This window comes from Micromonospora sp. NPDC049240 (assembly GCF_040647835.1).
In the GTDB taxonomy this organism is placed as follows: Bacteria; Actinomycetota; Actinomycetes; order Mycobacteriales; family Micromonosporaceae; genus Micromonospora.
In genome coordinates, this window is sequence record NZ_JBEZCX010000003.1 from 267,767 (window position 1) to 292,573 (window position 24,807).

The 24,807-nt window shown below is 72.8% G+C and carries 20 protein-coding genes; 10 read left to right on the plus strand and 10 right to left on the minus strand.

What is annotated here, in order from left to right:
- Window positions 1–35: 35 nt before the first annotated feature.
- The 3 genes from AB0B02_RS06510 to AB0B02_RS06520 are packed head-to-tail and all read right to left on the minus strand — an operon-like array spanning window position 36 to window position 3,207.
- The gene (locus AB0B02_RS06510) at window positions 36–902 is read right to left on the minus strand and encodes a carbohydrate ABC transporter permease (RefSeq protein ID WP_281942699.1); all 867 of its coding nucleotides are present in this window, start codon (window positions 900–902) and stop codon (window positions 36–38) included.
- A complete protein-coding gene (locus AB0B02_RS06515; protein WP_357297412.1) occupies window positions 899–1,897 on the minus strand; it encodes a sugar ABC transporter permease in 999 nt (332 codons plus the stop codon). The genes AB0B02_RS06510 and AB0B02_RS06515 overlap by 4 nt, the downstream gene beginning before the upstream one ends.
- Window positions 1,894–3,207 (minus strand): extracellular solute-binding protein, encoded by a 1,314-nt coding sequence (locus AB0B02_RS06520; protein ID WP_281941995.1) that lies wholly within the window; start codon window positions 3,205–3,207, stop codon window positions 1,894–1,896. The genes AB0B02_RS06515 and AB0B02_RS06520 overlap by 4 nt, the downstream gene beginning before the upstream one ends.
- A 134-nt stretch (window positions 3,208–3,341) precedes the next feature.
- On the opposite strand from AB0B02_RS06520, the gene AB0B02_RS06525 reads away from it, so the two are divergent.
- Window positions 3,342–4,346 carry a LacI family DNA-binding transcriptional regulator gene (locus tag AB0B02_RS06525; RefSeq protein ID WP_107157346.1) on the plus strand — a complete coding sequence of 335 codons (1,005 nt, stop codon included), beginning with the start codon at window positions 3,342–3,344 and terminating at the stop codon, window positions 4,344–4,346.
- Window positions 4,347–4,353: 7 nt separating this feature from the next.
- Here AB0B02_RS06525 and AB0B02_RS06530 read toward each other — a convergent pair whose 3' ends face one another.
- Window positions 4,354–5,835, minus strand: a complete 1,482-nt coding sequence (locus AB0B02_RS06530; protein ID WP_357297416.1) for an RICIN domain-containing protein — start codon at window positions 5,833–5,835, stop codon at window positions 4,354–4,356.
- Between the two features lie 166 nt (window positions 5,836–6,001).
- On the opposite strand from AB0B02_RS06530, the gene AB0B02_RS06535 reads away from it, so the two are divergent.
- Window positions 6,002–7,195: an endo-1,4-beta-xylanase gene (locus AB0B02_RS06535; protein WP_281941999.1), complete on the plus strand. Its 1,194-nt coding sequence runs from the start codon at window positions 6,002–6,004 to the stop codon at window positions 7,193–7,195.
- Between the two features lie 7 nt (window positions 7,196–7,202).
- Here the strand turns inward: AB0B02_RS06535 and AB0B02_RS06540 are convergent, their stop codons facing one another.
- Together AB0B02_RS06540 and AB0B02_RS06545 are read right to left on the minus strand one after the other, a co-directional pair.
- Window positions 7,203–7,760: a DUF5872 domain-containing protein gene (locus AB0B02_RS06540; protein ID WP_281942001.1), complete on the minus strand. Its 558-nt coding sequence runs from the start codon at window positions 7,758–7,760 to the stop codon at window positions 7,203–7,205.
- 9 nt (window positions 7,761–7,769) lie between these two features.
- Window positions 7,770–7,949, minus strand: a complete 180-nt coding sequence (locus tag AB0B02_RS06545) for a hypothetical protein (RefSeq protein ID WP_357297420.1) — start codon at window positions 7,947–7,949, stop codon at window positions 7,770–7,772.
- Between the two features lie 76 nt (window positions 7,950–8,025).
- Between AB0B02_RS06545 and AB0B02_RS06550 the strand changes: the two genes are divergently transcribed.
- A complete protein-coding gene (locus tag AB0B02_RS06550; RefSeq protein ID WP_357297423.1) occupies window positions 8,026–9,600 on the plus strand; it encodes an FMN-binding glutamate synthase family protein in 1,575 nt (524 codons plus the stop codon).
- A gap of 15 nt (window positions 9,601–9,615) precedes the next feature.
- On the opposite strand, the gene AB0B02_RS06555 is transcribed toward AB0B02_RS06550, so the two are convergent.
- Both AB0B02_RS06555 and AB0B02_RS06560 read right to left on the minus strand, forming a co-directional pair.
- Window positions 9,616–10,857, minus strand: coding sequence for a DUF1501 domain-containing protein (locus tag AB0B02_RS06555; RefSeq protein WP_357297427.1), 1,242 nt, complete (start codon window positions 10,855–10,857; stop codon window positions 9,616–9,618).
- Window positions 10,858–10,869: 12 nt separating this feature from the next.
- Complete coding sequence (locus AB0B02_RS06560) at window positions 10,870–12,171, minus strand: DUF1800 domain-containing protein (protein ID WP_357297429.1); 1,302 nt, start codon at window positions 12,169–12,171, stop codon at window positions 10,870–10,872.
- 88 nt (window positions 12,172–12,259) lie between these two features.
- Here AB0B02_RS06560 and AB0B02_RS06565 point away from each other — a divergent pair, with 88 nt between their 5' ends.
- The gene (locus tag AB0B02_RS06565; RefSeq protein ID WP_357297432.1) at window positions 12,260–13,498 is read left to right on the plus strand and encodes a sugar efflux transporter; all 1,239 of its coding nucleotides are present in this window, start codon (window positions 12,260–12,262) and stop codon (window positions 13,496–13,498) included.
- On the opposite strand, the gene AB0B02_RS06570 is transcribed toward AB0B02_RS06565, so the two are convergent.
- Together AB0B02_RS06570 and AB0B02_RS06575 are read right to left on the minus strand one after the other, a co-directional pair.
- Complete coding sequence (locus tag AB0B02_RS06570; RefSeq protein WP_357297437.1) at window positions 13,450–14,109, minus strand: class I SAM-dependent methyltransferase; 660 nt, start codon at window positions 14,107–14,109, stop codon at window positions 13,450–13,452. The two genes, AB0B02_RS06565 and AB0B02_RS06570, sit on opposite strands and share 49 nt — an antisense overlap.
- A 152-nt stretch (window positions 14,110–14,261) precedes the next feature.
- Window positions 14,262–15,314 (minus strand): S1 family peptidase, encoded by a 1,053-nt coding sequence (locus tag AB0B02_RS06575; RefSeq protein ID WP_281942011.1) that lies wholly within the window; start codon window positions 15,312–15,314, stop codon window positions 14,262–14,264.
- Between the two features lie 494 nt (window positions 15,315–15,808).
- Between AB0B02_RS06575 and AB0B02_RS06580 the strand changes: the two genes are divergently transcribed.
- The 6 genes from AB0B02_RS06580 to AB0B02_RS06605 all read left to right on the plus strand — a co-directional run bounded on the left by AB0B02_RS06580 (window position 15,809) and on the right by AB0B02_RS06605 (window position 24,781).
- Window positions 15,809–16,039 carry a DUF2188 domain-containing protein gene (locus AB0B02_RS06580; protein ID WP_089154306.1) on the plus strand — a complete coding sequence of 77 codons (231 nt, stop codon included), beginning with the start codon at window positions 15,809–15,811 and terminating at the stop codon, window positions 16,037–16,039.
- Window positions 16,040–16,259: 220 nt separating this feature from the next.
- Window positions 16,260–21,719, plus strand: coding sequence for a carboxyl transferase domain-containing protein (locus AB0B02_RS06585; RefSeq protein WP_357297442.1), 5,460 nt, complete (start codon window positions 16,260–16,262; stop codon window positions 21,717–21,719).
- A gap of 148 nt (window positions 21,720–21,867) precedes the next feature.
- Window positions 21,868–22,260 (plus strand): SCO5389 family protein, encoded by a 393-nt coding sequence (locus tag AB0B02_RS06590; RefSeq protein ID WP_281942016.1) that lies wholly within the window; start codon window positions 21,868–21,870, stop codon window positions 22,258–22,260.
- A gap of 129 nt (window positions 22,261–22,389) precedes the next feature.
- On the plus strand, window positions 22,390–22,974 hold the full coding sequence (locus tag AB0B02_RS06595; protein ID WP_281942018.1) for a copper chaperone PCu(A)C: 585 nt from the start codon (window positions 22,390–22,392) through the stop codon (window positions 22,972–22,974).
- Window positions 22,971–24,203, plus strand: coding sequence for a Dyp-type peroxidase (locus AB0B02_RS06600; RefSeq protein ID WP_357297447.1), 1,233 nt, complete (start codon window positions 22,971–22,973; stop codon window positions 24,201–24,203). Before AB0B02_RS06595 ends, AB0B02_RS06600 begins: the two co-directional genes overlap by 4 nt.
- Window positions 24,204–24,229: 26 nt before the next feature.
- Window positions 24,230–24,781 carry a copper resistance CopC family protein gene (locus AB0B02_RS06605; protein ID WP_281942022.1) on the plus strand — a complete coding sequence of 184 codons (552 nt, stop codon included), beginning with the start codon at window positions 24,230–24,232 and terminating at the stop codon, window positions 24,779–24,781.
- Window positions 24,782–24,807 lie beyond the last annotated feature (26 nt).

Here is a 24,807-nt window from a genome sequence, read left to right on the forward strand (position 1 = left end):
TGCCTTTCCCTCGGTTGTGCTCGTACCGCTGCCGCTCAGCCCTTGACCGCACCCTGCAGGCCACCGACGATCTGCTTCTCGGCGAGCGTGAAGAAAAGCAGTGCCGGCAGCATCGCCAGCGAGGTGAAGGCGAGGACGCCCGCGGTGTCGGTGGTGTACTGGCTGGAGAAGTTCTGCACCCCCAGCGGCAGGGTGTGCAGGCTGACGTCGCCGAGGACGAGCAGCGGCAGCAGGAACGCGTTCCAACTCGCGACGAACGCGAGGATCCCGACGGTGACGAGCGCGGGCCGCGACAACGGCAGCACGATGCGCCAGAGGAAGCCGAGCCGGTCCGCGCCGTCGATCGAGGCCGCGTCCTCCAACTCCCGGGGGATGGCCGCCAGGAAGGGCCGCAGGATGACGATCGTGATCGGCAGCGAGAAGGCGACCTGCGGGAGGATCACCGCGTAGTACGAGTTGATCAGGTTCAGGTCCCGCAGCATCAGGTAGAGCGGCAGGATGGCCGCGCCGGCCGGGAAGAGCAGGCCGAGCGTGAAGAACGTGTTGAGCGCCTCCCGGCCGCGGAACGTGTAGCGGGCGATCACGAACGCGGCGCACAGGCCGAGCACCACCACGCCGAGCGTGGTGCCGAACGCGATCACCGCGCTGTTGAACGCCTGCCGCCAGAAGTCGCTCTGGGTCAGCACCCGCGCGTAGTTGTCCCACACCCACGGGTCGGGCAACCCGGCCGGGTCGGCGACGATCTGCGGCGTGGTGCGGAAACCGCCGACGATGACGTAGACGATCGGGGCGATCGACACGGCCGCGACCGCGAGCGCGAGCGCGTACGTCAGCGGCGTGCCCCAGGAGATCGGCCGGCGCCCGGCGGACGGGGGCAGGACGGAATTCGCGGTCACGGTCAGTTCGCCCTTCTGGTGATGGCGCCCTCGATGTCGCGGCGGAGCAGGAAGCGCTGGAACAGCAGCGCCGCCACGAAGGAGATGACGAACAGGATCACGGCCACCGCGTTGCCGTAGCCCCACAGCCGGGCGAAGAAGCCGTTGTCCACCATGTAGGTGGCCATGGTGGCCGACGCGCCGAGGGAGCGCACCGCGGGCACCGAGGTCACCCAGACCACGTCGAAGACCTGGAGCGAGCCGATCACCGACAGGAACATCCAGATCCGGATCGTCGGGCCGAGCAGCGGCAGCGTGATGTGGCGTTGGGTCTGCCACCAGCTCGCGCCGTCGATCGCGGCGGCCTCGGTCAGCTCCTCCGGCACGTTGGACAGGCCGGCGAGCAGCAGGATGATGGCGAAGCCGACGTACTTCCAGGTGAGGACGAACAGCAGGGTCCAGATGACCACGTCGAGGTCGGCGAGCCACGCCTGGACCAGCCCGCCCAGGCCCAGCGCCCGCAGCAGTTCGTCGGCCGTGCCGTCGCCGGTCAGGATCAGCTTCCACATGATGCCGACGGTGACCTCGGCGAGCACGTACGGCACGAACGCCAGCAGGCGGAACGCGCCGCGCCCGCGGAAGCGGCGGTTGAGCAGCAGCGCGACGCCGAGCGCGAGCGGACCCTGGACCAGCAGCGACCCGAACACGACGATCGCGTTGTTGCGCAGCGCGTCGAGGAAGATCGGGTCCTGGAAGGCGAGGACGTAGTTCTTGAAGCCGACGAACTCGGTGGGTGGGCCCACCCCGCGCCACCGGAACAGGCTGTAGTAGAACGCGAAGCCCATCGGCACCAGCACGAACGTCACGTAGACGACGAGCGCCGGCGTGGTGAGCCCGACGATCTCGTACCACTTGCGGCGGGTCTCGGCCCGACGGGAGGAGGCGCGTCCGGCGGGCCGGGAGCCCGCCGGCGGCGCGGTGACGCCGCCGGCGGGGAACCGGGTCTGGTCGGTGGAGGTCACTTGCTCGCGGCCGCCTTCATGGCGGAGACGACCTTCTCCGGCGTGCCGTTGCCGGCGAAGATGGCGACGATGGCGTCGTTCATCGCGCTGCCGACGGTGCTGCCGTAGGCGGTGTCCAGCCAGAGCTGCACGTAGGTGGCCTCGGACGTGGCCGTCAGGATGGACTTCAGCGCGGGGTCGGTCACGCCGTCCGCCGCGCCCTTGACGACCGGGAGGCCGGTGCCGGTGGCGGCGTAGCCCTTCTGCACCTCGGGGCTCACGAGGTACTTGAGGAACTCGACGCACTCCGCCGGAGCCTGCTTGGCGCAGGCGAAGCCGTCGCCACCGCCGAGGGCCGCCTTCGGGTCACCGGCGGACCCGGAGATCGCCGGCACCGGGAACCAGCCGAGGAACTTGCCGAGCTTCGCCTTGTCGGTGGCGACCGTGTCCAGCGTGCCCCGGTTCCAGTCGCCCATCAGCTCCATCGCGGCCTTGCCGTTGGCGAGCAGGCCGTTGGCGCTGGTCGGGTCGTTCTGACCGGGCGTGGCGATGAAGTTGTTCTGGAACGGCTTGGTGTCGATGAAGGTCTTGAGGTCCTGGCCGGCCTTCACGAAGCACGGGTCGTCGAAGTTCCGGTCGGTGGAGGCCTTCTTCAGCGTGTCCACCGAGCAGGCGCGCAGCGCGAAGTTGTACCACCAGTGCGCGGCCGGCCACTTGTCACCGGCGCCGAGGGCGATCGGGATGACGTTGGTGGCCTTGAGCTTGGTGACCGCGGCGTTGAGTTCCTCGAAGGTGGTCGGCGGCGCCGAGATGCCCGCCCTCGCGAACATGTCCTTGTTGTACCAGACGCCCTCGATGCCCATCCGGTACGGCAGGCCGTACTGCTTGCCGTTGACCTGCCAGATCTCGGCGGCGGAGCCGATGTCGGCGACCTCGGTCTTGACCTGGTCGGTGATGTCCTTGAGGTAGTCGGCCTCCACCTGCTCCCGCATCTCGCCGCCGCCCCAGGCCTGGAAGACGTCCGGCGGGTCGTTGCTCAGCAGCGCGGCCGGGAGCCGGGTGCGCTGGAGCTGGTTGGTCTCGATCGCCTCGATCTCGATCTTGACGGTCGGGTGGGCGGTGGAGAAGTCCTTGGCGACCTTCTCCCAGTACGTCTTGCCGGGGCCGTCCTGGGAGGCGTTGTGCCACCAGGTCAGCGTCACCGGGTTCTTGTACAGCTCACTCTCCGGAGCCGCCTTGTCGTCGTCGCCACCGCCGCTGCATCCGGCGGCGACGAGGGCGCTGGTCATCAACAGTGCCAGCACGGCACCGGCGCGGCGTTTCATCGCCATTAGATGTCTCCTCGACCACTCAGTCGGGTTACCTGTCGGGGAGTGTTACAGCCACGTAACTCGATGTCAATCGGTATCGATAACGTTTTCGAACCGTCGCGCCAGAGCCCTCCGAGACCTCTATCATCGTCGTCGTGACCTTCCCGCAGCGCGTCAAGATGTCGGACGTGGCCCGTACCGCCGGCGTCTCGGTGGCGACCGTATCAAAGGTCGTCAATGGGAGGTACGGCGTCGCGCAGGCCACCGTCGAGCGCGTCCGGCAGGTCATCCACGACCTCGGGTACGAGGCCGACCTGGGCGCGCAGAGCCTGCGTAGCCACCGGACGAACGTGCTGGGCATCCTGGTCGCCGAGTTCGAGCCGTTCTCGACCGAGCTGCTCAAGGGCGCCTCCCGCGAGGTGGCCGGCAGCGGCTACCAGTTGCTGGCCTACTCCAGCGGCGACGGCGAGGGCGCCGCCATCGGGTGGGAACGTCGGTCACTGGCCCGCCTGTCCGGGACGCTCATCGACGGCGCGGTGATCGTGACGCCGACCGTGGTCGAGACCAAGCACGGCTTCCACGTCGTGGCCGTCGACCCGCACACCGGCCCGTCCGGGCTGCCCACCGTCGACTCGGACAACTTCGCCGGCGCGGTGCTCGCCACCAACTACCTGCTGTCGCTCGGCCACCGCCGGATCGGGCACATCAGCGGTCGGCCCGACCTGGAGTCGGCGCGCCTGCGGGAGGCCGGGTTCCGCCAGGCCATGGCCGACGCCGGCGTGGCGGTGGACGAGCGGCTGGTCCGCGTCGGCGGCTTCCGGATCGAGGGCGCGGCCGGCACGGCGGCGGAACTGCTCGCGCTCCCCGACCGGCCGACCGCGATCTTCGCCGGCAACGACCTCTCGGCGATCTCCACGCTGGACGTGGCCCGGAGCATGGGCATCCCGGTGCCGGACGACCTGTCGGTGATCGGCTTCGACAACGTCCCCGAGTCGGCGCTCGTCGACCCGCCGCTGACCACGATCCGGCAGCCGCTGCAACGGATGGGCGCGGAGTCGCTGCGCCTGCTGATCGACCTGATCGCCGGCGTCGAACGCGACGCGCACATCCGGCTGCCCACCGAGCTGGTGGTGCGGGCCTCCTGCCGCCCGCTCGACTAGACCACGGTCAGACGGGCGTGCGCGACCACTGCTGGTTGGCGCCGGTGTTGCACGGATACTGCTTGAGGACCACGCCGTCCGCGGTCGACAGGGCCGGCACGTCCACGCACTTGCCGCTGTGTCGGGCCCGGAGCTGGAACCAGGTGCCGTTGGCGACCATCTGGAACTGCTGGTTCGCGCCGCTGCCGCAGGTGTACTGGATGAGTTCCGCGCCGTCGGCGGTCGAGGCGCCCGTCACGTCGAGGCACTTGCCGCTGTGCCGGCTGACGAGGCGCCACCAGCCGCTGCCGGCGTCGACGAACTGCCACTGCTGCCACGCGTTGCCGCCGTACGTGTACTGGCCGACGCGCGCGCCGTTGTCGGTGTTCGGCGCCTGGACGTCCATCGCCTTGCCGCTGTGGCGCACCGTGACCCGGTAGAACGTCCCGGTCGACGGGGGCGGCGTGGTCGGTCCGCCGCCGACCGTGTCGCCCCACCCGTAACGGATCCGGTCCGCGCCGGAGGGGTTGCGGACGGTCAGGTCGAGGTTCGTGCCGCTGCCGCTGAGCGAGAACATCGAGTACCAGTCGTACCCGATGGTGCCGGGCTTGCCGCCGAGGGCCGGCCAGTAGGTGCCGCCCATCCGGTTGTCCCGCATGACCTGGGCCATGGCGCGGATGTGGCGGACGAAGTTGTCGGTGCTGGCGGCGTCGGCGTAGTCGCGGCCGTCGTTCATCGGCGCGCCGAACTCGGTGGCCACCGCGCGGGAGGCGCAGTTGCCGAGGCGGGTCTGGATGTGGCTCCGGAAGGCGTCGTAGCTCATCGCCTCGTAGAAGAACGCGTAGTGGTGGAAGGAGAACAGCGTCGCGGCGAAGCGGGAATCGTTGCAGACGTCGCGCAGGTCCTGGCTGAAGCCGGTGCCGCCGACGAGCACCCGGCCGGGCACCGCCGAGTAGTGGTAGCTGAGCCAGTTGGCCGCGACGTCGCGCCACTCCGCCGAGCTGTAGCCGTGCGGCTCGTTCATCGGCTCGAAGTAGACGTTGGGGTTCGCGCCGTACGTGTTGGTCACCGTGGACCACATCGCGTTCCAGGCGGCGAGGTTCGTGATCCGGCCGCCGGAGGCGGCGCCGTCCTCCCAGTAGGCGAGGATGACCTTGAAGCCCCGTGCGGTGGCGGCGTCGATCGCGCCCCGGTACGCCTCCCACCACGCCGTGCCCACGGTGTGCGTGTTGATCGGCAGCCGGACGGTGTTGACGCCCATGGTGGCCGCCATGTCGTCGTAGAGGGCGTTGGCCTTGGCCCGCACGGTCGCGTTGCTGTCGGACATGCTCAGGCCCTGCACGACGAGCGGGCCGGTGCTGAAGTTGTCCCCCAGGACCGCCCAGTTCATGCCCCGGAACCCGTCGGTGGCGGCGGCGGCCGGCGCCGGGGCGACCGCCACGCCACCCACCAGCGCGATCAGCACGCCCACCAGCGCGATCAGCAACCGACTACGCCGCACCTCGTTCACGCGAAGACCTCCCCATACAGACAACCATCTATGTTCACGTTCACAACGGCAGGTGTCAAGACACCGGCGCGCCGGGCGATTGACGACGCCACATCGACGGCCGTAATGTTCCGGCCGAGTTTCGGAAAAGTTCCCGGAAGTTTCGCCCGCTGCCGGAAGGACACCTGTGAAGCCGAGCCGTTGGATCGCCGCCGGCCTGGTCGCCGTCGCGACCGCCGCCGCCCTCAACGCCGTACCCGCCACCGCCGGACGCCCCTACGACCCGACCGCGCAGAGCCTGCGGGCCCTGGCCCAACGGCACGGTCTGTACGTGGGCACCGCGGTCGACATGGCCGCGCTCGACAACGCCGCCGAACCCCGCTACCGCGAGCTGGTCGGGTCCGAGTTCTCCACCGTCACCGCCGAGAACGTGATGAAGTGGGAGAGCCTGGAACCCACCCGCGGCACCTACGACTGGGGGCCGGCCGACGAGCTGGTCACGTTCGCCCGCCAGCACCACCAGCGGGTCCGCGGTCACGTGCTGGTCTGGCACAACCAGTTGCCGGCGTGGCTGACCAGCGGCGTCGCGGACGGCTCCATCGACACCGCCGAGCTGCGCCGCATCCTGCGTGACCACATCACCGCCGTGGTCCGCCACTTCAAGGGCCGGATCTGGCAGTGGGACGTGGTGAACGAGGCGGTCAGCGACCCCTGGGACACCCCGTCCACGCTGCACTACAAGGGCTTCTGGGCCGAGCACCTCGGCCCCGGCTACATCGCCGACGCGTTCCGCTGGGCGCGCGCCGCCGACCCGAACGCGCTGCTGTTCTACAACGACTACAACATCGAGGCGTTCGGCTCCGGCAACCCGGCCGACGACAAGACGCAGTTCGTCTACGAGATGGCGCGGGACCTGCGGGCCCGGGGCGTGCCGATCGACGGCGTCGGCAGCCAGGGCCACCTGGGCACCCAGTACGGCAACTACGACACGCTCCAGGTCGCCGCCGCGCTGCGGAAGTTCGCCGGCCTGGGCCTGGCCACCGCGTTCACCGAGGTGGACGTGCGCAGCCAGCTGACCGCCGGGGTGCGGGCCGGCGACTCCGCCGAGATCAACCCCCGGTTGCAGGCGTCCGCGGCCAACTTCAGCACGCTGCTGCGCGCCTGCCTGGCCGAGCGGCACTGCCTGTCGTTCACGCTCTGGGGCTTCACCGACAAGCACTCCTGGGTGCCGGGCGCGTTCTCGGACCCGCCGGAGGGCCTGGCCACCGTGTACGACGAGAACTACCAGCCGAAGCGGTCGTACCAGGAGCTGAAGGCCGACCTCATCTTCTCCGGGCCGCCGTTCGTGCTGCCCCGCGTCCCGCAGCAGCCGCGCCGGTAGTCGGTGCTCACGCGGTCCGGCGGCGGAGTTCCGACTCCAGCCGCCGGATCAGCGTGCTGCGGGCCTTGCCACCACGTTCCCGGCGCAACGCCGCGTCGAGCTGGCGCTTGTCGAGATCGCGCACCAGCTTCGCCGCCTCCGCCACCGGCAGCTCGTTGACCTGCTCGGCCGCGGTCGCGTCCCGGCGGGCCCGCTTGGCCGGGCCGGTGTTGGGCACGTACTGCCGGCCGGTGCGCGACGCGCGCCGCTTGCGGCGGTCGGTTTCCCGCCGGTCCTGCTCCGACAGCTCATCCCAGGCCTGTTTCGGCAGGTAACGATCGGTTTCACCGTTGTGTCGGGCACGGGTGTCACCGGACCGGGTCTGCCACTGCTCGCCGCCCCAGCGTTGCAGGGAACGCTGCCGTGCGTCCTTCGGGCCCGCGAAGCCCCCGCCGCGCTTCTTGTACTCGTTGGTCAGCAACTGCGACTTGCGGGCCGACCACTGCCCCGGCCGGCCGCCCTTGTCGGAGGCCTTGATCTCCTCCTTCAGCCGCTCCCGCAGTTCCGGCTTCGTGTACTTCGCCATGACCCGGCGTTACCCGGACCGGACCGGCCCATGCCCCGCCGCCGGGGCACGAACCCGTCGCCGACCCCGGCCCCAGCCGGCGGCCCGGTAGCCGAGGTCCATCGCGTCGGACCGGCCGGACCAGGCCAGCCACAGGTGCCAGCAGCCGGCCGCCGGCAGGTCGACGGTGGACGGTGGACGGTCCGGCACACTTCCCTGACACCGCTCGCGCCGCTCGGGTTCCCGCCCGAGTTTGATCGGTGGCCCGGGCGGAAAGAGTGGCGTGATGAGCTGGGCCAGAAGAGCCGTACCCGCCGCCGTCGCCGCCGTCGCCGCGCTCGCCGCACGGGACCTGCTGCAACGTGACCACGCGCTGCGCCGCAACTTTCCCGTCCTCGGCCGCGCCCGCTACCTGATCGAGTCGATCGGGCCCGAGCTGCGCCAGTACGTGGTGGCCGGCAACGACGAGGAGCGGCCGTTCACCCGCGACCAGCGGCGCTGGGTGTACGCCTCGGCGAAGCAGGAGAACAACTACTTCGGGTTCGGCACCGACAACGACATCGAGCACACCCGCGGCTACCCGATCATCAAGCACCGCACGTTCGGGCGGGCCGTGCCGCCGTCCGCGCCGGCCGCCGGGCACGACGTGGTGTTGCCCTGCGCCAAGGTGCTGGGCGCGGCGCGCGGGCGGGCGCGGGCGTTCCGGCCGGAGTCGGTGGTCAACATCTCCGGGATGAGCTTCGGCTCGCTCTCCGGCAACGCGATCGAGGCGTTGAACCGGGGCGCCGCGCTGGCCGGCTGCCTCCAGAACACCGGTGAGGGCGGCCTGTCGCCGTACCACCGCAAGGGCGGTGAGCTGGTCTTCCAGCTCGGCACCGCGTACTTCGGCTGCCGCGACGCCCACGGCCGGTTCAGCCTGGACCGGCTCAGGGAGCTGGTGGCGGGCGCGCCGGTGCGGGCGTTGGAGATCAAACTCAGCCAGGGCGCCAAGCCCAGCCTGGGCGGTCTGCTGCCGGCGGCGAAGGTCTCCGCCGAGATCGCCGCCACCCGGGGCATCCCGGCCGGGCAGGACTGCGTCAGCCCGTCGCGGCACGCCGAGTTCTCCGACTGCGACAGCCTGCTGGACTGGGTGGAGCTGCTCGCGGCCGAGACCGGCCTGCCGGTCGGCATCAAGTCGGCGGTCGGCGACCTGGGCTTCTGGGAGGACCTCGCCACGCTGATGCGGGACACCGGCCGGGGCGTCGACTTCGTCACCGTCGACGGCGGCGAGGGCGGCACCGGCGCCGCCCCGCTCATCTTCAGCGACTCGGTGTCGCTGCCGTTCCAGCAGGGCTTCTCCCGCGTCTACCGGACGTTCGCCGAGCGCGGCCTGCACGAGCAGGTGGTCTTCGTCGGCGCGGGCAAGCTCGGCCTGCCGGACAACGCGGTGGTCGCGTTCGCGCTCGGCGCCGACATGGTCAACGTCGGCCGGGAGGCGATGCTGGCGATCGGCTGCATCCAGGCGCAGAAGTGCCACACCGACACCTGCCCGACCGGAGTCGCGACCCAGAACGCCTGGCTGGCCCGGGGCCTGGACCCGGCCCGCAAGTCGGTGCGGGCCGCCAACTACGTGCGGACGCTGCGCCGGGACCTGGTCAAGGTCGCGGAGGCGTGCGGCGTGGAGCATCCCGGCCTGATCGGCACCGACTCGGTCGAGATCGTCGACGGCCGGACCGCCGCCACCCCGCTGGATGAGGTGTACGGCTACCGGCCGGAGTGGGGGCTGCCGTCGGAAGCCGACCGGGCGGAGATCATCCGGCTGATGACGGCCGAGGTGCCGCGCGGCGGCAGCGCGCCGCCGTCGGCCACCGCGGTCGGCTGACCGGGCGTCGCCGGCTCAGAGCGCGTCGGCGAGCCGCCCCCGCCAGCCCCCGAGGACCGCCCCCGCATCGGTGTCCAGCACCCGCTCCAACAGCGTGGCGTAGACGTCCCGGAAGTCGGTGGTGAACTTCAGGTCGCCGTCGTCGAGGTCGGTGAGGCTGGGCGGCTCGCCGTACAGGCCGCCGTCGACCGGCGCGCCCAGCAGCAGCACGTTCGAGGCGGTGCCGTGATCGGTGCCGTCGGAGGCGTTGGCCCGGGCCCGGCGGCCGAACTCCGAGTAGACCGCCACCACCACCTTGCGGCCGGCCTCGGTGCGCGACATCCGGTCGGTGAAGCGGCTCAACGCGCCGTCGAGCTGCCCGAGCAGCACCTCCTGGAGCTGCTTCTCGTCGGCGTGCGTGTCGAAGCCGCCGAGCGAGACGGAGAAGACCCGGGTGACGACCCCCGCCTCGACACAGCGGGCGACCAGGTCGAGTTGCGCGTCCAGGGAGGCCCGGGCGCCGCCGGTCGCGGTGGCCGACGCGGTCTCCCCGTCGTCCTCGGCGTCCTCCCCCGCCGGCGTGGCCCGGACCTGCCGGACCATCGCGTCCACCGCGCCCAGGTCGGCGAAGCAGGCCGCCGCGCGGGCCCGGGCCGGTGAGTCGTCCGGCGCGACGGCCGCGAGCGCGGTGAGCGTCTCGGCGGCGAGCCGGGGCGGGCCCTCCCGCTCGGTCACCGGCACCGACGCCCCCGCCCCCCGTTCCCCGGCCAGCAGTGGCGGCAGGGCCGGTTCGAACGACACCGCCAGCCGGGGGTCCGCGCCGGCCCGGTCGAGCCAGCGGCCCAGCCAACCCGTGGTGCCGGGCCGGTCCGGCTGGGCGGTGTGCCAGATGTCCATGGACCGGAAGTGGCTCCGGTCCGGCTTCGGGTAGCCGACGCCGCGCACCACCGCGAGCCGTCCCGCGCCGTACGCGCGGTGCAGCCCGCCTAGCGCCGGGTTGAGACCGGTGCCGTCGTCGAGCCGCAGCACCTCCTCGGCCGAGTACGCCAGGTCGGGCCGGGCGTTCCGGTAGGCGGGGTCGGCGTGGGGCACGACGGTGTTCAGGCCGTCGTTGCCGCCGTACAGCGTGACCAGGACGAGCGTGCGGGCCTGCGGATCCCGGTCCCCGGCGGTGGCGAGCAGGTCGTTCAGGCGGTACGCGGCGGCGCCGCCGGCCAGGGCGCTCGCGCCGACCACGCCACTGGCCACCAGGAACCGCCGTCGGGTCAGGACGTCCACGGATCGCTCCTCTCAACTGACCGCGTACTCGGGGCTGACCAGGCCGGCGACCAACAGCCGGCGGGGCTGTCCGGCCAGCGGGGCCAGGGCGGCCCGGGTGCGATCGCTCCACCGGTCGACGACCAGCAGCCGCGCCAACGCGTCGGGCCGACCCGCCGGCGGCGCGGCGGCGAGCCGGGCCAGCACCGCCGGATCGGCCGCGCCGGCCACCTGGTCGGCGACCCTCATCCGGGCCTGCAACGACGAGGTGGTCAGCCAGGCCGTGCCGGCCGGCCAGCCGCCGACACTCGGTGGCCGCAACGGCACCTGGTCCAGGGCGTTGAGCCCGGCCAGCAGCCGGCGCCGGCCCGCCTCCGACAACGCCGCCGGGCGCACACCGAGCTGCCGGGCCGCGCCGACCAGCCATTCCACGGGTTGCTTGACGAGCGTGTCGCGGGTCTGCGCGAACGCCGGCGCGGTGAAGATCCGGCGCAGCGTGCCGACGGTGTCCGGGCCGGCGAGGTCCGCCGGCGGCGGCACCTGCGCGCCGGCGTAGCGGAACCACAGCCGGCCGGCGACGAACCGGGCGGTCTCCGGGCGGCCGGCGAGCAGCGCCGCGTACGAGCCGGCGTCGAACGAGGCACGGCTGCCGAGGATCGTCTTCGGCCCGGGATCGTGCCGCCGGGCCACGAACCGGGCGACGCCGGTACGCCGGTCCACCGTCCAGCCGGTGAGCGCCCGCGCGCCCTCCTTGACGTCGGCCTCGCCATAGCCGCCGCCGATGCCGAGCGTGAACAGTTCCAGCAGCTCACGGGCCAGGTTCTCGTTCGGCGCCCGCCGGGTGTTCTGCTGCCCGTCGAGCCAGAGGATGAGCGCCGGGTCCCGGACCATGGCGTCGAGCAGCGGCGCCAGCGGGCCTCGACCGAACCGTCGAAGCGTCTCCAACTGACGCAGCATCAGCGGCGCCGACCGGACCTTGCGCACGCTCGTGGCCCAGTGCCCGTGCCAGAAGAACAGCAGCTTCTCGTCGCCCTGGTGCTCGGCGGCGATCATCCGCGCCAGCCACCAGGCGGTCAGCGTGCTCACCTGCTCACGACGTTCGCGGTTGACCTGTTGGCGCTGCTCACGGGTGGCGTCCTGGCCGAGCGCCGCCGCCGGGTCGGGGCCGAGCGCGGGCGTCGGGGTGGCCGCCGCGCCCCGGTCCGGACCGGCGGGGTCGAGCAGCCGGTCGAGGGTGGCGGCGAGCCCGGCCCGCTCGGCGTCGTCCACCTCGTCGGCGGTCGGCCCGAACGTCGCCCGGCGCAACAGGTGCGCCACCGCTTCCCGTTCCCTCATGCCGCCGACGTTAGCGGCGTGGTGTTCGAGGACGGTAAGAATCACGTCCGGACCGGGTTTGTCACCGGTAGGGCGTACCGTGCGCCGCATGGCTGTCGACACCAGGCCGGCGGTGCGCGCCGGCCGTTTCCGGCTGCTTCCGCTGGCCCTGCTGTTCCTGACCGTCGGCACCTCCGTCTCCGTGGTGATGCCCTTCCTGTCGCTGTTCCTGGACACCGAGGTGCGGGCCGATCCGGTGCGGGTCACCGTCTTCCTGGTCGTCACGCCGCTGTCCGGGGTGGCCGTGGCGGTGCTGGTGGGGCGGCTGTCGGACCGGTGGCCGATCCGGCGTCGGCTGCTGATCGGCGCGTCGCTGGCCGGGATGGTGGGCGCCGGCCTGATCGCGTTCGTCCGCGACTACTGGGTCCTGATGGTGCTGACCGCGACCGTCATGGCGCTGGCCAACTCGCTGTTCCCGCAGTCGTTCGCCTACACCCGCCAACTGCTCGACCGGGACAGTCCCGGGCGGGCCGCGCTCGGCGTCAGCGTGATGCGTACCATCTTCTCGCTGTCCTGGGTGGCCGGGCCGCCGCTGGCCGCGATCCTGCTCTCCGTCGGCGGCTTCCGGCTGGTCTACGGCGCGGCCGCGGTCATGTACGCGCTGGCCGCGCTGATCGCCGTGCTCCGGCTGGAGGAGCTGCCGGTGCCGCCGCGGCCGGCCCCGGACGAGCCGGCCGCCGGCCCGCCGGGCGCGTCGCGGTGGCGGTTGGCGCTGACGGTGGCCGCCTTCACCATGTTGCAGTGCCCGCTGACGCTCGGCGTGCAGGTGCTGCCGCTGTTCATCGGCCGGGTGCTGCGCGGCGACCCGGCGGACGCGGGCCTCGTGCTTGGCCTCTGCGCCGCACTGGAGATCCCGCTCATGCTGGGGCTGGGCGCGCTCACCGCGCGGGTCCGGCTCCGGCCGTTGATCCTGGTCGGGGCCGGCTGCGGCATCGCCTACTACGCGGTCGCCGCCGGGGCGACGAGCGTGCCGGTGCTGCTCGTCGCGCAGCCGGTCAACGCGCTGTTCATCGCCGCGGTCTCCGGGGTCGGCATCTCGTACGTGCAGGATCTGCTGCCCGGTCAGCCCGGCCGGGCCACCACGCTGTTCACCAACACGTTCCCGATCGGCGCGGTGCTCGCCGGCCCGCTGCTGGGGCTCTCCGCGCAGGTCGGCTTCCGCTGGGCGTACGCCATGGCGGCGACGTTGTGCGCGGCCGGCACGCTGGTGCTGCTGTTGACCCGGCCCGGGGCGGACGGTCAGCGGCGGTGGGCCAGGACCACGTGGTCGACCAGCTCTCCCGGGTGACCGTCCGGCCCGGTGGCGGTGCGGCGTGCCGCGCCGAGCCGCTCGATCCGCCAGCCGTCCGGGTCGAGGTCGATCGCGGCGAGGATCCGCTCCGGGCTGGCGAACCGCGGGTCGTCGGCGTCGAGCCCGGACCACGGCGGCGGCGCGCCGTGCTCGACGACGAGCAGCCGGCCGCCGGGCGCCACCGCCCCGGCCGCCCGGGGCAGCACCTGGTCCCGGGGCAGCACCAGCGGGGACTGGAAGAACTGCGCCGACACCAGGTCGAAGCGGCCGGCCGGGAAGTCCCGGGTCACGTCGTGGCGGGCGGTGGTGATCCGGTCCGCCACGTCGGCGCGCGCGGCCTCGACCGCGAGCCGCTCCAGCGCCACGGTCGAGATGTCCACGGCGGTGACGTGCCAGCCCCGGGTCGCCAGCCAGACCGCGTCGCCGCCCTCCCCGCTGCCCAGGTCGAGCACGGTGCCCGGGGGCAGGTCGGCGGCCACCTCGGCGAGCACCGGGTTGACCCGGCCGCTCCAGATCCGCTCCGCCTGTCCGTACCGCTCGTCCCAGAACCGGGCCGGGTCGGTGTCCGCCGGCGGGTCCTGGTGGTGCTGGTGGTGGTGCCCGGTCATGCCTGCCTCCTTCGCCGCCGGGCACGTCGGCGGCCCGGCTCCGCCATCGTGCGCGGGGGCCGGGCCGGCAGCAAGGATCCTTGCCGTTCCGGCAAAGGAGGCCGGAAGGGGCCGCCGGTTTCCCGACGACCCCTTCCCGTACGCGGACGTGCTCAGGCGATGCTCACGCCGTAGACGCTGAGCGCCTCGGTCACCGGCTGGAAGTAGGTGGTTCCGCCGGAGGAGCAGTCACCGTTGCCGCCGGAGGTCAGGCCGATGGCGCTGCTGCCGCTGAACAGCGAGCCGCCGCTGTCGCCCGGCTCGGCGCAGACGTTCGTGCGGATCAGGCCGGAGACGCTGCCCTCGGCGTAGTTCACCGTGGCGTCGAGCGCCTCGACCGTGCCGCCGTGCAGGCCGGTGGTGCTGCCGGAGCGCTGCACCGACTGCCCGACGAACGCGTCGGCCGCGCCGGTGATGGCCTGCGTGCTGCCGTTGTAGAGCGAGACGCTGCTCTCGGCCGCGCCGGCGTTCGTGTGCTGCACGATGCCGTAGTCGTTGCCGGGGAAGCTGCCGGTGCCACCGGTGCCGAGCTGGCTGCTCTGCCCGGAGTCGGCGTACCAGTTGGCGGCGATCGCGGTGCAGTGCCCGGCGGTCAGGAAGTAGTAGGTGCTGCCGCTGCGCACGTTGAAGCCGAGCGAGCAGCGTCCGCCGCCCTGGGCGTAGATGGCCTCGCCGCCGGCCGTCCGGGTGCCGAGCGTGCCGGCCTCGCGCTCGATCCGGATCGTGCCGTCGAGTTGCTTCGCGACGGCCTTGACCCGGTCCAGCTTCGCGCCGGTGACGGTGCTGTCGACCGAGACGACCACCTGGTTGGTCGCCGGGTCGGTCCACCAGGCGGTGCCCGGGATGCGGGCGGACTTGTCGAGCGCCGAGGTGGCGCGGGCGAGGTCGTCCGCGCCCCGGGTGACGAGCTTCGGGGTGGCGCCGGCCGCGCGGACCTTCTGGGCGGCGGCGGCGTCGGTCACCGTGACGACCATGGCGCCGGCGGCGTCGGCGTACGTCCCGGCGGAGCGGTCGCCGAGTGCGGCGGCGAGCGCGGTGGCCTTCTCGGGGGTGGCGGACGTCTCGGGTGCGGCGTTTGCGGGAGCGCCGGCCAGTGAGCCGACGATCAGCGCGCCGGCCACGGTGAGGGCGGTGGCGGTACGCCGCGATGACCCGGAGAGTCGCATATGGATACCTCCTGGAGCTGAGCACGGGCGGCCTTTCGGCAGCCCCGGGCAGCCGTTCGGCCGGTGAGGCTCGGCCGATCGGGCTTCGTCGAAGTTGTCACACGTTTGTCATTGATGGCAAGAGTTCCGCTTGCGTCGACTGGCCCCGATCTCAGCACTTGGGTCGGGTAGGACCGATCGACGGCGACTCGGGCGGTTGGCGGCATTCACGCGCGTCCTTACTGGTCAGTAACACGCTCCGCACCACCCCCGCCGACCCCCCGGCGCGGCTCCCCGACCAGATACCGGGACGAGATCGAAACCCACAAAATCGCGCCGCCCCGGCGCGCCCATCCACCCACCCGACGCCTGTTTCACGGAAAGAGTGGCTGTTGCCACCGGAATGGCCACTCTTTCCGTGAATCTGCGCGCGGTGGGAGGGGGCGGAAGGATTAGGGGGGCGGGGGTGGGGGCAGACATTCGTCATCGACCACGGATTCGAGGGAGCTGACGACATGGCGAAGGGTGACATCGACACCTACCAGCAGGACGGGCAGTGGAAGAACCGCCCGGAGGGCAACGAGCGCGCCAGCAGCCGGCACGACACGAAGGCCGAGGCGGAGGCCGCCGGCCGGGAGATGGCGGCCGAGCGTGGCACCGAGCACGTGATCAAGAAGCAGGACGGCACGATCGGAGAGAAGAACACCTACCCGCGCAGCCGCGACCCGCGCGAGATCCCGGGCTGAACCGCCCACGTCACCGCTGGACAGCGCCGGCCCCCTCTCGGGGACGGCGCTGTCCAGCGTATTGGCATAAAAACTTTTGTGTGGTTCCTACAACGGTCGCCGCTCAGGGTTCGGCGATTACGACATGGCGCGGCCCGCTGGCAGACGGCAGGGTGAGGCAAGCCGGGGGCACCGCCGCCACCCGGCGCAACACCGTGGGTCTACCGAAGGGGACGGTCACGTGTTCACCCGTGTCGCCATCGTCAACCGTGGTGAGGCCGCCATGCGGCTCATCCACGCGGTCCGGGAACTGGCCGCGGAGACCGGCAGCCGGATCGAGACCGTCGCGCTGTACACCGACGTCGACCGCACCGCCACCTTCGTCCGCGAGGCGGACGTCGCGTACGACCTCGGGCCCGCGTCCGCCCGCCCGTACCTCGACCTCAAGGCGCTGGAACGCGCGCTGGTGGAGACCCGCGCGGACGCCGCGTGGGTGGGTTGGGGTTTCGTGGCCGAGGACCCGGCCTTCGCCGAGCTGTGCGAGAAGGTCGGTGTCACGTTCGTCGGGCCGAGCGCGGACGCGATGCGCAAGCTCGGCGACAAGATCGGCGCCAAGCTGATCGCCGAGGAGGTCGGCGTGCCGGTCGCGCCGTGGAGCCGCGGCGCGGTGGAGAGCCTGGAGGCGGCGGTGGCCGCGGCGGCGCAGATCGGCTACCCGCTGATGCTGAAGGCGACCGCCGGCGGCGGCGGGCGCGGCATCCGGGTGGTCCGCAGCGACGCGGAGCTGGCCGACGCGTACGAGCGCACCAGCCAGGAGGCGGCCCGGGCGTTCGGCAGCGGCGTGGTGTTCCTGGAGCGCCTGGTCACCGGCGCCCGCCACGTCGAGGTGCAGGTGATCGCGGACGGGCAGGGCACCGCGTGGGCGCTCGGCGTCCGGGACTGCTCGGTGCAGCGGCGCAACCAGAAGGTGATCGAGGAGTCGGCCTCGCCGCTGCTCGACGCGGCGCAGGTCGCCGAGCTGAAGACGTCGGCGGAACGGCTGGCGGTCGCGGTCGGCTACCGCGGCGCGGCCACGGTGGAGTTCCTCTACCACCCCGGCGACCGGCTCTTCGCCTTCCTGGAGGTGAACACCCGGCTCCAGGTCGAACACCCGATCACCGAGTCGACCACCGGCTTCGACCTGGTCAAGGCGCAGCTGCACGTGGCCGGCGGGGGCCGGCTCACCGGCGCCCCGCCGGCCGAGCGCGGGCACGCCATCGAGGCGCGACTCAACGCGGAGGACCCGGACCGGGACTTCGCCCCCTCCCCCGGGCGGATCACCCGCCTGGACCTCCCGGCCGGCCCCGGCATCCGGGTGGACACCGGAGTCAGCGAGGGCGACACCATCCCCGCCGACTTCGACTCCATGATCGCCAAGATCATCGCGTACGGCCGGGACCGGGACGAGGCGCTCGGCCGGCTGCGCCGCGCCATGGCGGACACCATCGTCGTCATCGAGGGCGGGGCGACCAACAAGAGCTTCGTGCTCGACCTGCTCGACCAGCCCGAGGTGATCGACGCCAGCGCGGACACCGGCTGGATCGACCGGGTCCGCGGCGAGGGCCGGCTGGTCGGGCACCGGCACTCCGCGGTGGCGCTGGCCGCCGCCGCGATCGAGGCGTACGAGGAGGACGAGAGCGCCGAGCGGCAGCGACTGCTCTCCACCGCGGCCGGCGGCCGGCCCCAGGTGCAGCACCGCAGCGGCCGGCCGCTGGACCTGAAGCTGCGCGGCGCGAGCTACCGGATGCGGGTGGCCCGGGTCGGCGCGCACCGGTTCCGGGTCGGCATCGAGGCCGGCGGCGACGCGCGTACCGCCGACGTCGAACTGGACCGCTTCGACCGGCACACCGGGCAGATCGCCGTCAACGGCGTCCGCTACCGCCTGCTCACCGGCACCCACGGGCCGGTCCACCTGGTCGAGGTGGACGGCGTCACGCACCGGATCAGCCGTGACGAGGGCGGCGTGCTGCGCTCCCCGATGCCGGCGCTCGTCGTCGCCACGCCGCTGGAGGTCGGCGCGGAGGTCGAGGCCGGCGCGCCGGTGCTGGTGCTGGAGGCGATGAAGATGGAGACGGTGCTGCGGGCGCCGTTCCGGGCCCGCCTGAAGGAGTGCGCCGTCGCGGTCGGCACCCAGGTGGAGGCCGGCGCGCCGCTGCTGCGCCTGGAGCCGGTCGCCGAGGAGGGCGCCGAGGCCGCCGCCCCGGCCGAGGCGGCCGTGGAGCTGGACCTGCCGGACGCGCCCGCGGACGTCCCGGCGCGGACCCGGGTCGAGCGTGGCCAGGAGGACCTGCGCGGGCTGCTGCTCGGCTTCGACGTGGACCCGCACGACGAGCGCCGCGTCCTCGACGACTACCTCGACGCGCGCCGGGCGGCCACCGAGGCCGGGCACCGGCCACTGGCCGAGGAGTTGGAACTTGTCGACGTCTTCGCCGACCTGGCCGAGCTGAGCCGCAACCGGCCGGGCGGGGACGACGGTCCCGGCGGGCACCTGCACAGCGCCCGCGAGCACTTCCACATCTACCTCCAGAGCCTCGACGTGGAGCGGGCCGGTTCGCCGGAGGCGTTCCGGGCCCGGCTGGCCAAGGCGCTCGGTCACTACGGCGTGAGCGAGCTGGACCGCTCCCCCGCGCTCGAGGCCGCGGTGTTCCGGATCTTCCTGGCCCAGCAGCGGGCCACCGTCGACGCCGCCGTGATCGCCGCGCTGCTCCGCTCCTGGCTGCGGGAGCTGCCGCCGGACGAGGCACTGCGCGAGCCCGCCGGCCTCGCGTTGGAGCGGCTGATCGCGGCCACCCAGGTCCGCTTCCCGGTCGTCGCGGACCTGGCCCGGGGCGTGGTGTTCGCCTGGTTCGCCCAGCCGCTGCTGCGCCGCAACCGGGCCCGGGTGTACGCGCGGGTCCGGTCGCACCTGCGTCACCTCGACCGCCAGCCGGACGCGCCGGACCGCGACGAGCGGGTCGCCGAGATGGTCCGCAGCACCGAGCCGCTGGTCCGGCTGCTCGGTCAGCGGCTGGTCCGGGACAACCTGGACAACGCGACCATGCTGGAGGTGCTGACCCGCCGCTACTACGGCAACAAGGCGCTCACCGGCGTCCGCACCCGTACGGCCGGGGGTTGCGTGTTCGTGGTGGCCGACCGCGCCGAGTCGAGCGTGGTGTCGGCCGCGGTGCGGTTCGACGCGCTCGGCGACGCGCTGCGCGGGCTGGCCGAGGTCGCCGCGGACTGCGCGGCCGTCGACGCGGACGTCTACCTGGCCTGGGAGAACCAGCCCGAGGAGTTCGACGCCACCGCCGCCGCGCTGCTCGACGTGATCAACGCGCATCCGCTGCCGGACCGGGTGCGCCGGCTCACCACCACGGTGGCCGGGCGCGGCGGCGCGGTGATGCACCACCACTTCACGTTCCGTCCGGACGGCACCGCGATGGTCGAGGAGCGGCTGATCCGGGGCCTGCACCCGTACATCGCGCAGCGGATGCAGTTGGAGCGGCTGCACCGGTTCGACCTGACCCGGCTGCCGTCGCTGGACGAGGAGGTCTACCTCTTCCAGGCGGTCGCCCAGGAGAACCCGACGGACCAGCGGCTCGTCGCGTTCGCCCAGGTCCGGGACCTGACCGAGCTGCGCGAGCAGGACGGCCGGCTGGTGGCGCTGCCGACCACCGAGGACGCGGTCACCGCCTGCATCGACTCGATCCGTCGGGCGCAGTCCCGGCGACCGTCGAAGGTCCGGTTCCCGACCAACCGGATCGTCATCTACGTCTGGCCGCCGAGCGAGCTGACCCGCGAGGAGATGGAGCGGATCGCGGCCCGGGTGCGCCCGACCACGGTCGGCGCGGATCTGGAGGAGATCCTGTTCATCGGGCGGCAGCGGGACCGCCGCACCGGGGAGTTGACCAAGGTCGGCGTGCGGATCGCGTTCGACGTCACCGGGCAGGCCCGGCTCTCCGTCGGGGAGCCGCCGACCGAGCCGGTCGAGCCGCTCGACGACTACCGGCTCAAGGTGCTGCGGGCGGCCAGCCGCAACACGGTCTACCCGTACGAGCTGACCGGGCTGCTCGGCGAGTTCACCGAGCACGACCTGGACGCCGAGCACACGCTGGTGCCGGTGGACCGGCCGAAGGGGCGCAACACCGCCGCGATCGTGGCCGGCGTGGTCCGTACGCCGACGCCACGGCACCCGGACGGGGTGACGCGGGTGGTGCTGCTGGGCGACCCGACCAAGTCGCTCGGCGCGCTCTCCGAGCCGGAGTGCCGGCGGGTGATCGCCGCGCTGGACCTGGCGCAGCGGATGGGCGTGCCGCTGGAGTGGTACGCGCTCTCCGCCGGTGCCCGGATCTCGATGACCTCGGGCACCGAGAACATGGACTGGGTGGCCGCCGCGCTCAAGCGGATCGTCGAGTTCACCCAGGACGGCGGCGAGATCAACATCGTGGTGGCGGGCATCACCGTCGGCGCCCAGCCGTACTGGAACGCCGAGGCGACGATGCTCATGCACACCAAGGGTGTGCTGGTGATGACGCCGGACTCGGCGATGGTGCTGACCGGCAAGCAGTCGCTGGACTTCTCCGGCGGCGTGTCCGCCGAGGACAACTTCGGCATCGGCGGCTACGACCGGGTGATGGGCCCGAACGGGCAGGCGCAGTACTGGGCGCCTAACCTGCCGGCCGCGCACGAGGTGCTGATGGCGCACTACGACCACACGTACGTGGCGCCGGGTGAGGACGCGCCGCGTCGGGCCACCACCACCGACCCGGTGGACCGGGACGTGTCGACGTTCCCGCACACGGTGGCCGGCAGCGACTTCACCACGGTCGGGGAGATCTTCTCCGCCACCGCGAACCCGGACCGGAAGAAGCCGTTCGACATCCGTACCGTGATGCGGGCCCTCGCGGACCAGGACCACCCGGTGCTGGAGCGGTGGGCGGGCATGGCCGACGCGGAGACCGCGGTGGTGCAGGACGTGCACCTCGGCGGCATCCCGGTGTGCCTGCTCGGCATCGAGTCCCGGTCGGTGCCCCGGCACGGTTTCCCGCCCACCGACGGCCCGGACACCTACACCGCCGGCACGCTGTTCCCCCGGTCGTCGAAGAAGGCCGCGCGGGCGATCAACGCGGCCAGCGGCAACCGGCCGCTGGTGGTGCTGGCGAACCTGTCCGGCTTCGACGGCTCGCCGGAGTCGATGCGCAAGCTGCAACTGGAGTACGGCGCGGAGATCGGCCGGGCGATCGTGAACTTCCGCGGCCCGATCGTGTTCTGCGTGATCTCGCGCTACCACGGCGGCGCGTTCGTGGTGTTCTCCAAGGCGCTCAACCCGGCCATGACGGTGCTGGCGATCGAGGGCTCGTTCGCCTCGGTGCTCGGTGGCGCGCCGGCCGCCGCCGTGGTCTTCGCCGGCGAGGTCGCCGCGCGCACCGCCGCCGATCCGCGGGTACGCGAGCTGGAGAGCCGGGTCGGGGCCGCCACCGGCACCGAGCGCGCGACGCTCACCGGGGAGCTGGACGAGCTGCGGTCGTCGGTGCGGGCCGAGAAGCTGGGCGAGGTGGCCACCGAGTTCGACCGGGTGCACAGCATCCAGCGTGCCGTCGAGGTCGGTTCCGTGGACGCGGTGATCCGCGCCGCCGAGCTGCGGCCCCGGATCATCGAGGCGATCGAGGCCCGCCTGGGCTGACCCCACGACGCGCCGACGGCGGCGGACGGGCCACGGGGCCCGTCCGCCGCTTCGCGTGTGGCGGTGCTTGACCGGTGGTGACCCGCCGTGATGTGCTCACCACATCATCTTAATGGAAACGATTGTCGTTTCCGGAAGTGGAGGAGACATGTCGCTCACCGTGCCGCCCGCCCTGCTCCGCGCCGCCGAGTCCGGCCCCGTCGACGAGGAGGCGTTCGTCGCCTGCGTCCGCGACTCCCTGCCGTACGCCTGGGAGACCGTCAGCCGGGTGGTCGCCGACCTGGCGACGTCCGACGCCGACTTCACCGACAACGTCGTCCCGCCGCCGGGCGAGACCGAGCGCGGGCAACTGCTGCGCGCGCTGGCCAGCGACGCGATCCGCGCCGGCCTGGAGCGTCACTTCGGGGTGCGGCTGGCGTTCCAGAACTGTCACCGGGTGGCCGCGTTCCGGCCGTCCGCCGCCGGCTCCGACGCGTACCGCCGGTTCACCTCCAGCCGCGGCCAACTGCTGAACCAGTCCCCGACGCTGCGCAACTGCTGACCCCGCGCGGCGAGCCGGCATGCCCTGCCGGCTCGCCGCCGGCCGACGTGACCGGTCACACCGGCCGGAACTATCTCCCCCGGCGTCCCGACCAACGGTTCGAACACCGATCGTCGAGGGGACACTGTCATGCCCAGCACCACCATCGACCGGCTTCGGCGCCCGGCGGCCCTGATCGGCGCGACCCTGCTGGCCGTGACTGTCGCCGCCTGCGGCTCCGCCGACGGCTCGACGACGGCCGCGCCGTCGGCCTCGGTGACCACTTCCGCGAGCGCGGCGGCCGGGGTGCTCGGCGTCAGCGACCCGTGGGTGAAGGCCGCCGACAAGGGCATGACCGCCGCGTTCGGCACCCTGGTCAACGACGGCGACGCGGACGTGACGATCACCAGGGCGACCACCGAGGTCTCCCCGATGGAGCTGCACGAGATGACCATGAAGGACGGGAAGATGGTCATGCAGCCCAAGGCGGGCGGCATCGTGGTCAAGGCGCACTCCCGCACCACGCTGGAGCCCGGCGGCGACCACCTGATGCTGATGAACATCGCCAAGCCCGTGAAGGCCGGCGACGAACTCAGCTTCACACTCACCTTCACCGACGGCCGCACCCAGACGTTCACCGCCGTCGCGAAGCCGTTCACCGGCGCCCAGGAGTCCTATGCCCCGGGCCACGGCGACTCCCCAATGCCGGAGATGAGCATGAGCCCGACCTCATGACGGAGGATTACGCCACGGGCCGTGCGGTGAGTCGGCGTGGCCTGCTCACCGGCGGCGCGCTCACCGTCGGGGGCGCGCTGGCCGGCGGCGCCGCGACCGCCGCCGCCCGTCCCGCCGACCCGGGGATACGCCGCGACCAGCCGGTACCGGTGGCGCAGCTCGGCAGCGCGGTCGAGCCTTTCCACGGCGCGCGACAGTCCGGGGTGACCACCGAGCCGCAGGCGCACGCCGCGTTCGTCGCGCTCACCCTGCAACCAGGCATCGACCGGGCCGCGCTCGGCCGGATGCTGCGCCTGCTCTCCGACGACGCCGCCCGGCTCACCCAGGGTCGGCCGTCGCTGGCCGACACGGAGCCGGAACTCGGCCTGCTGCCCGCCCGACTCACCGTCACGTTCGGCTTCGGCCCCGGCCTCTACGCCGCCGCCGGGCGCACCGACCGCCGCCCGGCGTCGGTGGCCGACCTGCCCGCCTTCCGCATCGACCGGCTGCAACCCCGCTGGACCGGCGGGGACCTGCTGCTGCAGATCTGCGCCGACGACCCGCTCACCGTCGCCCACGCCCAGCGCGTCCTGGTCAAGGACAGCCGACCGTTCGCCACCGTGCGCTGGGTGCAGCAGGGCTTCCGGCGGGCCGCCGGCGCCGAACCGGGACGCACCCAACGCAACCTGTTCGGCCAACTCGACGGCACCGCCAACCCGAAACCCGGCGCCCCCGCGGACACCGCCGTGTGGGTCACCGACGGGCCGGCCTGGCTGCGCGACTCCACCACCCTCGTGGTGCGGCGGATCAGCATGAACCTGGAGACCTGGGACCTGCTCGGCCGCACCGACCGGGAGATCGCGGTGGGTCGACGACTGGACACCGGCGCGCCGCTGACCGGCACCGCCGAGCATGACGAGCCGGACTTCGCCGCCCTCGGACCGGATGGGCTCACCGTCATCCCCGACTTCTCCCACCTGACCCGCGCCCACATCACCGACGACCGGCTCAAGCTCCTGCGCCGGCCCTACAACTACGACGGCGTACCGACCGCCGAGGGGCACGCCGACAGCGGCCTCATCTTCGCCGCGTACCAGGCCGACATCACCCGCCAGTTCCTGCCCATCCAGCGCCGCCTCGCCGAACGGGACCTGCTCAACGAGTGGACCACCCCGATCGGCTCCGCCGTGTTCGCCGTACCGCCCGGCTGCCCCGACGGCGGCTGGCTCGGCCAGCAGGTGCTGGACTGACCACCACCAGGAAGGCTCCTACCCTGATGCGCACCCGATCCGCCGCCGTCGTGGCCCTGGTGATCGCCGCGCTGCTGCTGCCCGCCACGCCGGCCTCGGCGCACAACGCGCTCCAGACGGCCACGCCGGCCCCGGACGCCCGACTCACCACCGCGCCGGCCTCGGTCACGCTGCGCTTCCTCCAGCGACTCAACCCGGAGTTCACCACCATCGTCCTCAGCGACGCCGACCGACGGAAGATCCCCACCGGCGCACCCGCCGTCGACGGCACCACCGGCACGATCACCGTCGACCAGGCGCTGCCCGACGGCACCTACACCGTCGCCTACCGGGTGGTCTCCGCCGACGGTCACCCCGTGCAGGGCTCGTACCGGTTCACCGTCGCCGACCCGACCGCCGGGTCGACCGCACCCGACGCGGCCGGCACGCCCCGCGGCGACACCGCGGCGAGCCCGGTGGCCATCACCGGCGGCGCCGACGACGGCCCGCCGATGGCGCTCCTGGCCGGCGGGGCGGTCGCCGGCCTGTCCGTGTTGTGCGCGTTCGCGCTGCTGATGCGGCGCCGCCGCGCCTCCTGAGTCACCGGCCGGAGCCGTCCCGGCAC

What these genes read in the sequence shown, in the direction of transcription:
- AB0B02_RS06595 (WP_281942018.1), top strand. Translation starts at nt 22,390, where the DNA reads ATGCCCAGCACCACCATCGACCGGCTTCGGCGCCCGGCGGCCCTGATC.
- AB0B02_RS06565 (WP_357297432.1), top strand. Translation starts at nt 12,260, where the DNA reads ATGGCTGTCGACACCAGGCCGGCGGTGCGCGCCGGCCGTTTCCGGCTG.
- AB0B02_RS06570 (WP_357297437.1), bottom strand. Translation starts at nt 14,109, where the DNA reads ATGACCGGGCACCACCACCAGCACCACCAGGACCCGCCGGCGGACACC.
- AB0B02_RS06580 (WP_089154306.1), top strand. Translation starts at nt 15,809, where the DNA reads ATGGCGAAGGGTGACATCGACACCTACCAGCAGGACGGGCAGTGGAAG.
- AB0B02_RS06575 (WP_281942011.1), bottom strand. Translation starts at nt 15,314, where the DNA reads ATGCGACTCTCCGGGTCATCGCGGCGTACCGCCACCGCCCTCACCGTG.
- AB0B02_RS06600 (WP_357297447.1), top strand. Translation starts at nt 22,971, where the DNA reads ATGACGGAGGATTACGCCACGGGCCGTGCGGTGAGTCGGCGTGGCCTG.
- AB0B02_RS06590 (WP_281942016.1), top strand. Translation starts at nt 21,868, where the DNA reads ATGTCGCTCACCGTGCCGCCCGCCCTGCTCCGCGCCGCCGAGTCCGGC.
- AB0B02_RS06520 (WP_281941995.1), bottom strand. Translation starts at nt 3,207, where the DNA reads ATGGCGATGAAACGCCGCGCCGGTGCCGTGCTGGCACTGTTGATGACC.
- AB0B02_RS06605 (WP_281942022.1), top strand. Translation starts at nt 24,230, where the DNA reads ATGCGCACCCGATCCGCCGCCGTCGTGGCCCTGGTGATCGCCGCGCTG.
- AB0B02_RS06540 (WP_281942001.1), bottom strand. Translation starts at nt 7,760, where the DNA reads ATGGCGAAGTACACGAAGCCGGAACTGCGGGAGCGGCTGAAGGAGGAG.
- AB0B02_RS06550 (WP_357297423.1), top strand. Translation starts at nt 8,026, where the DNA reads ATGAGCTGGGCCAGAAGAGCCGTACCCGCCGCCGTCGCCGCCGTCGCC.
- AB0B02_RS06560 (WP_357297429.1), bottom strand. Translation starts at nt 12,171, where the DNA reads ATGAGGGAACGGGAAGCGGTGGCGCACCTGTTGCGCCGGGCGACGTTC.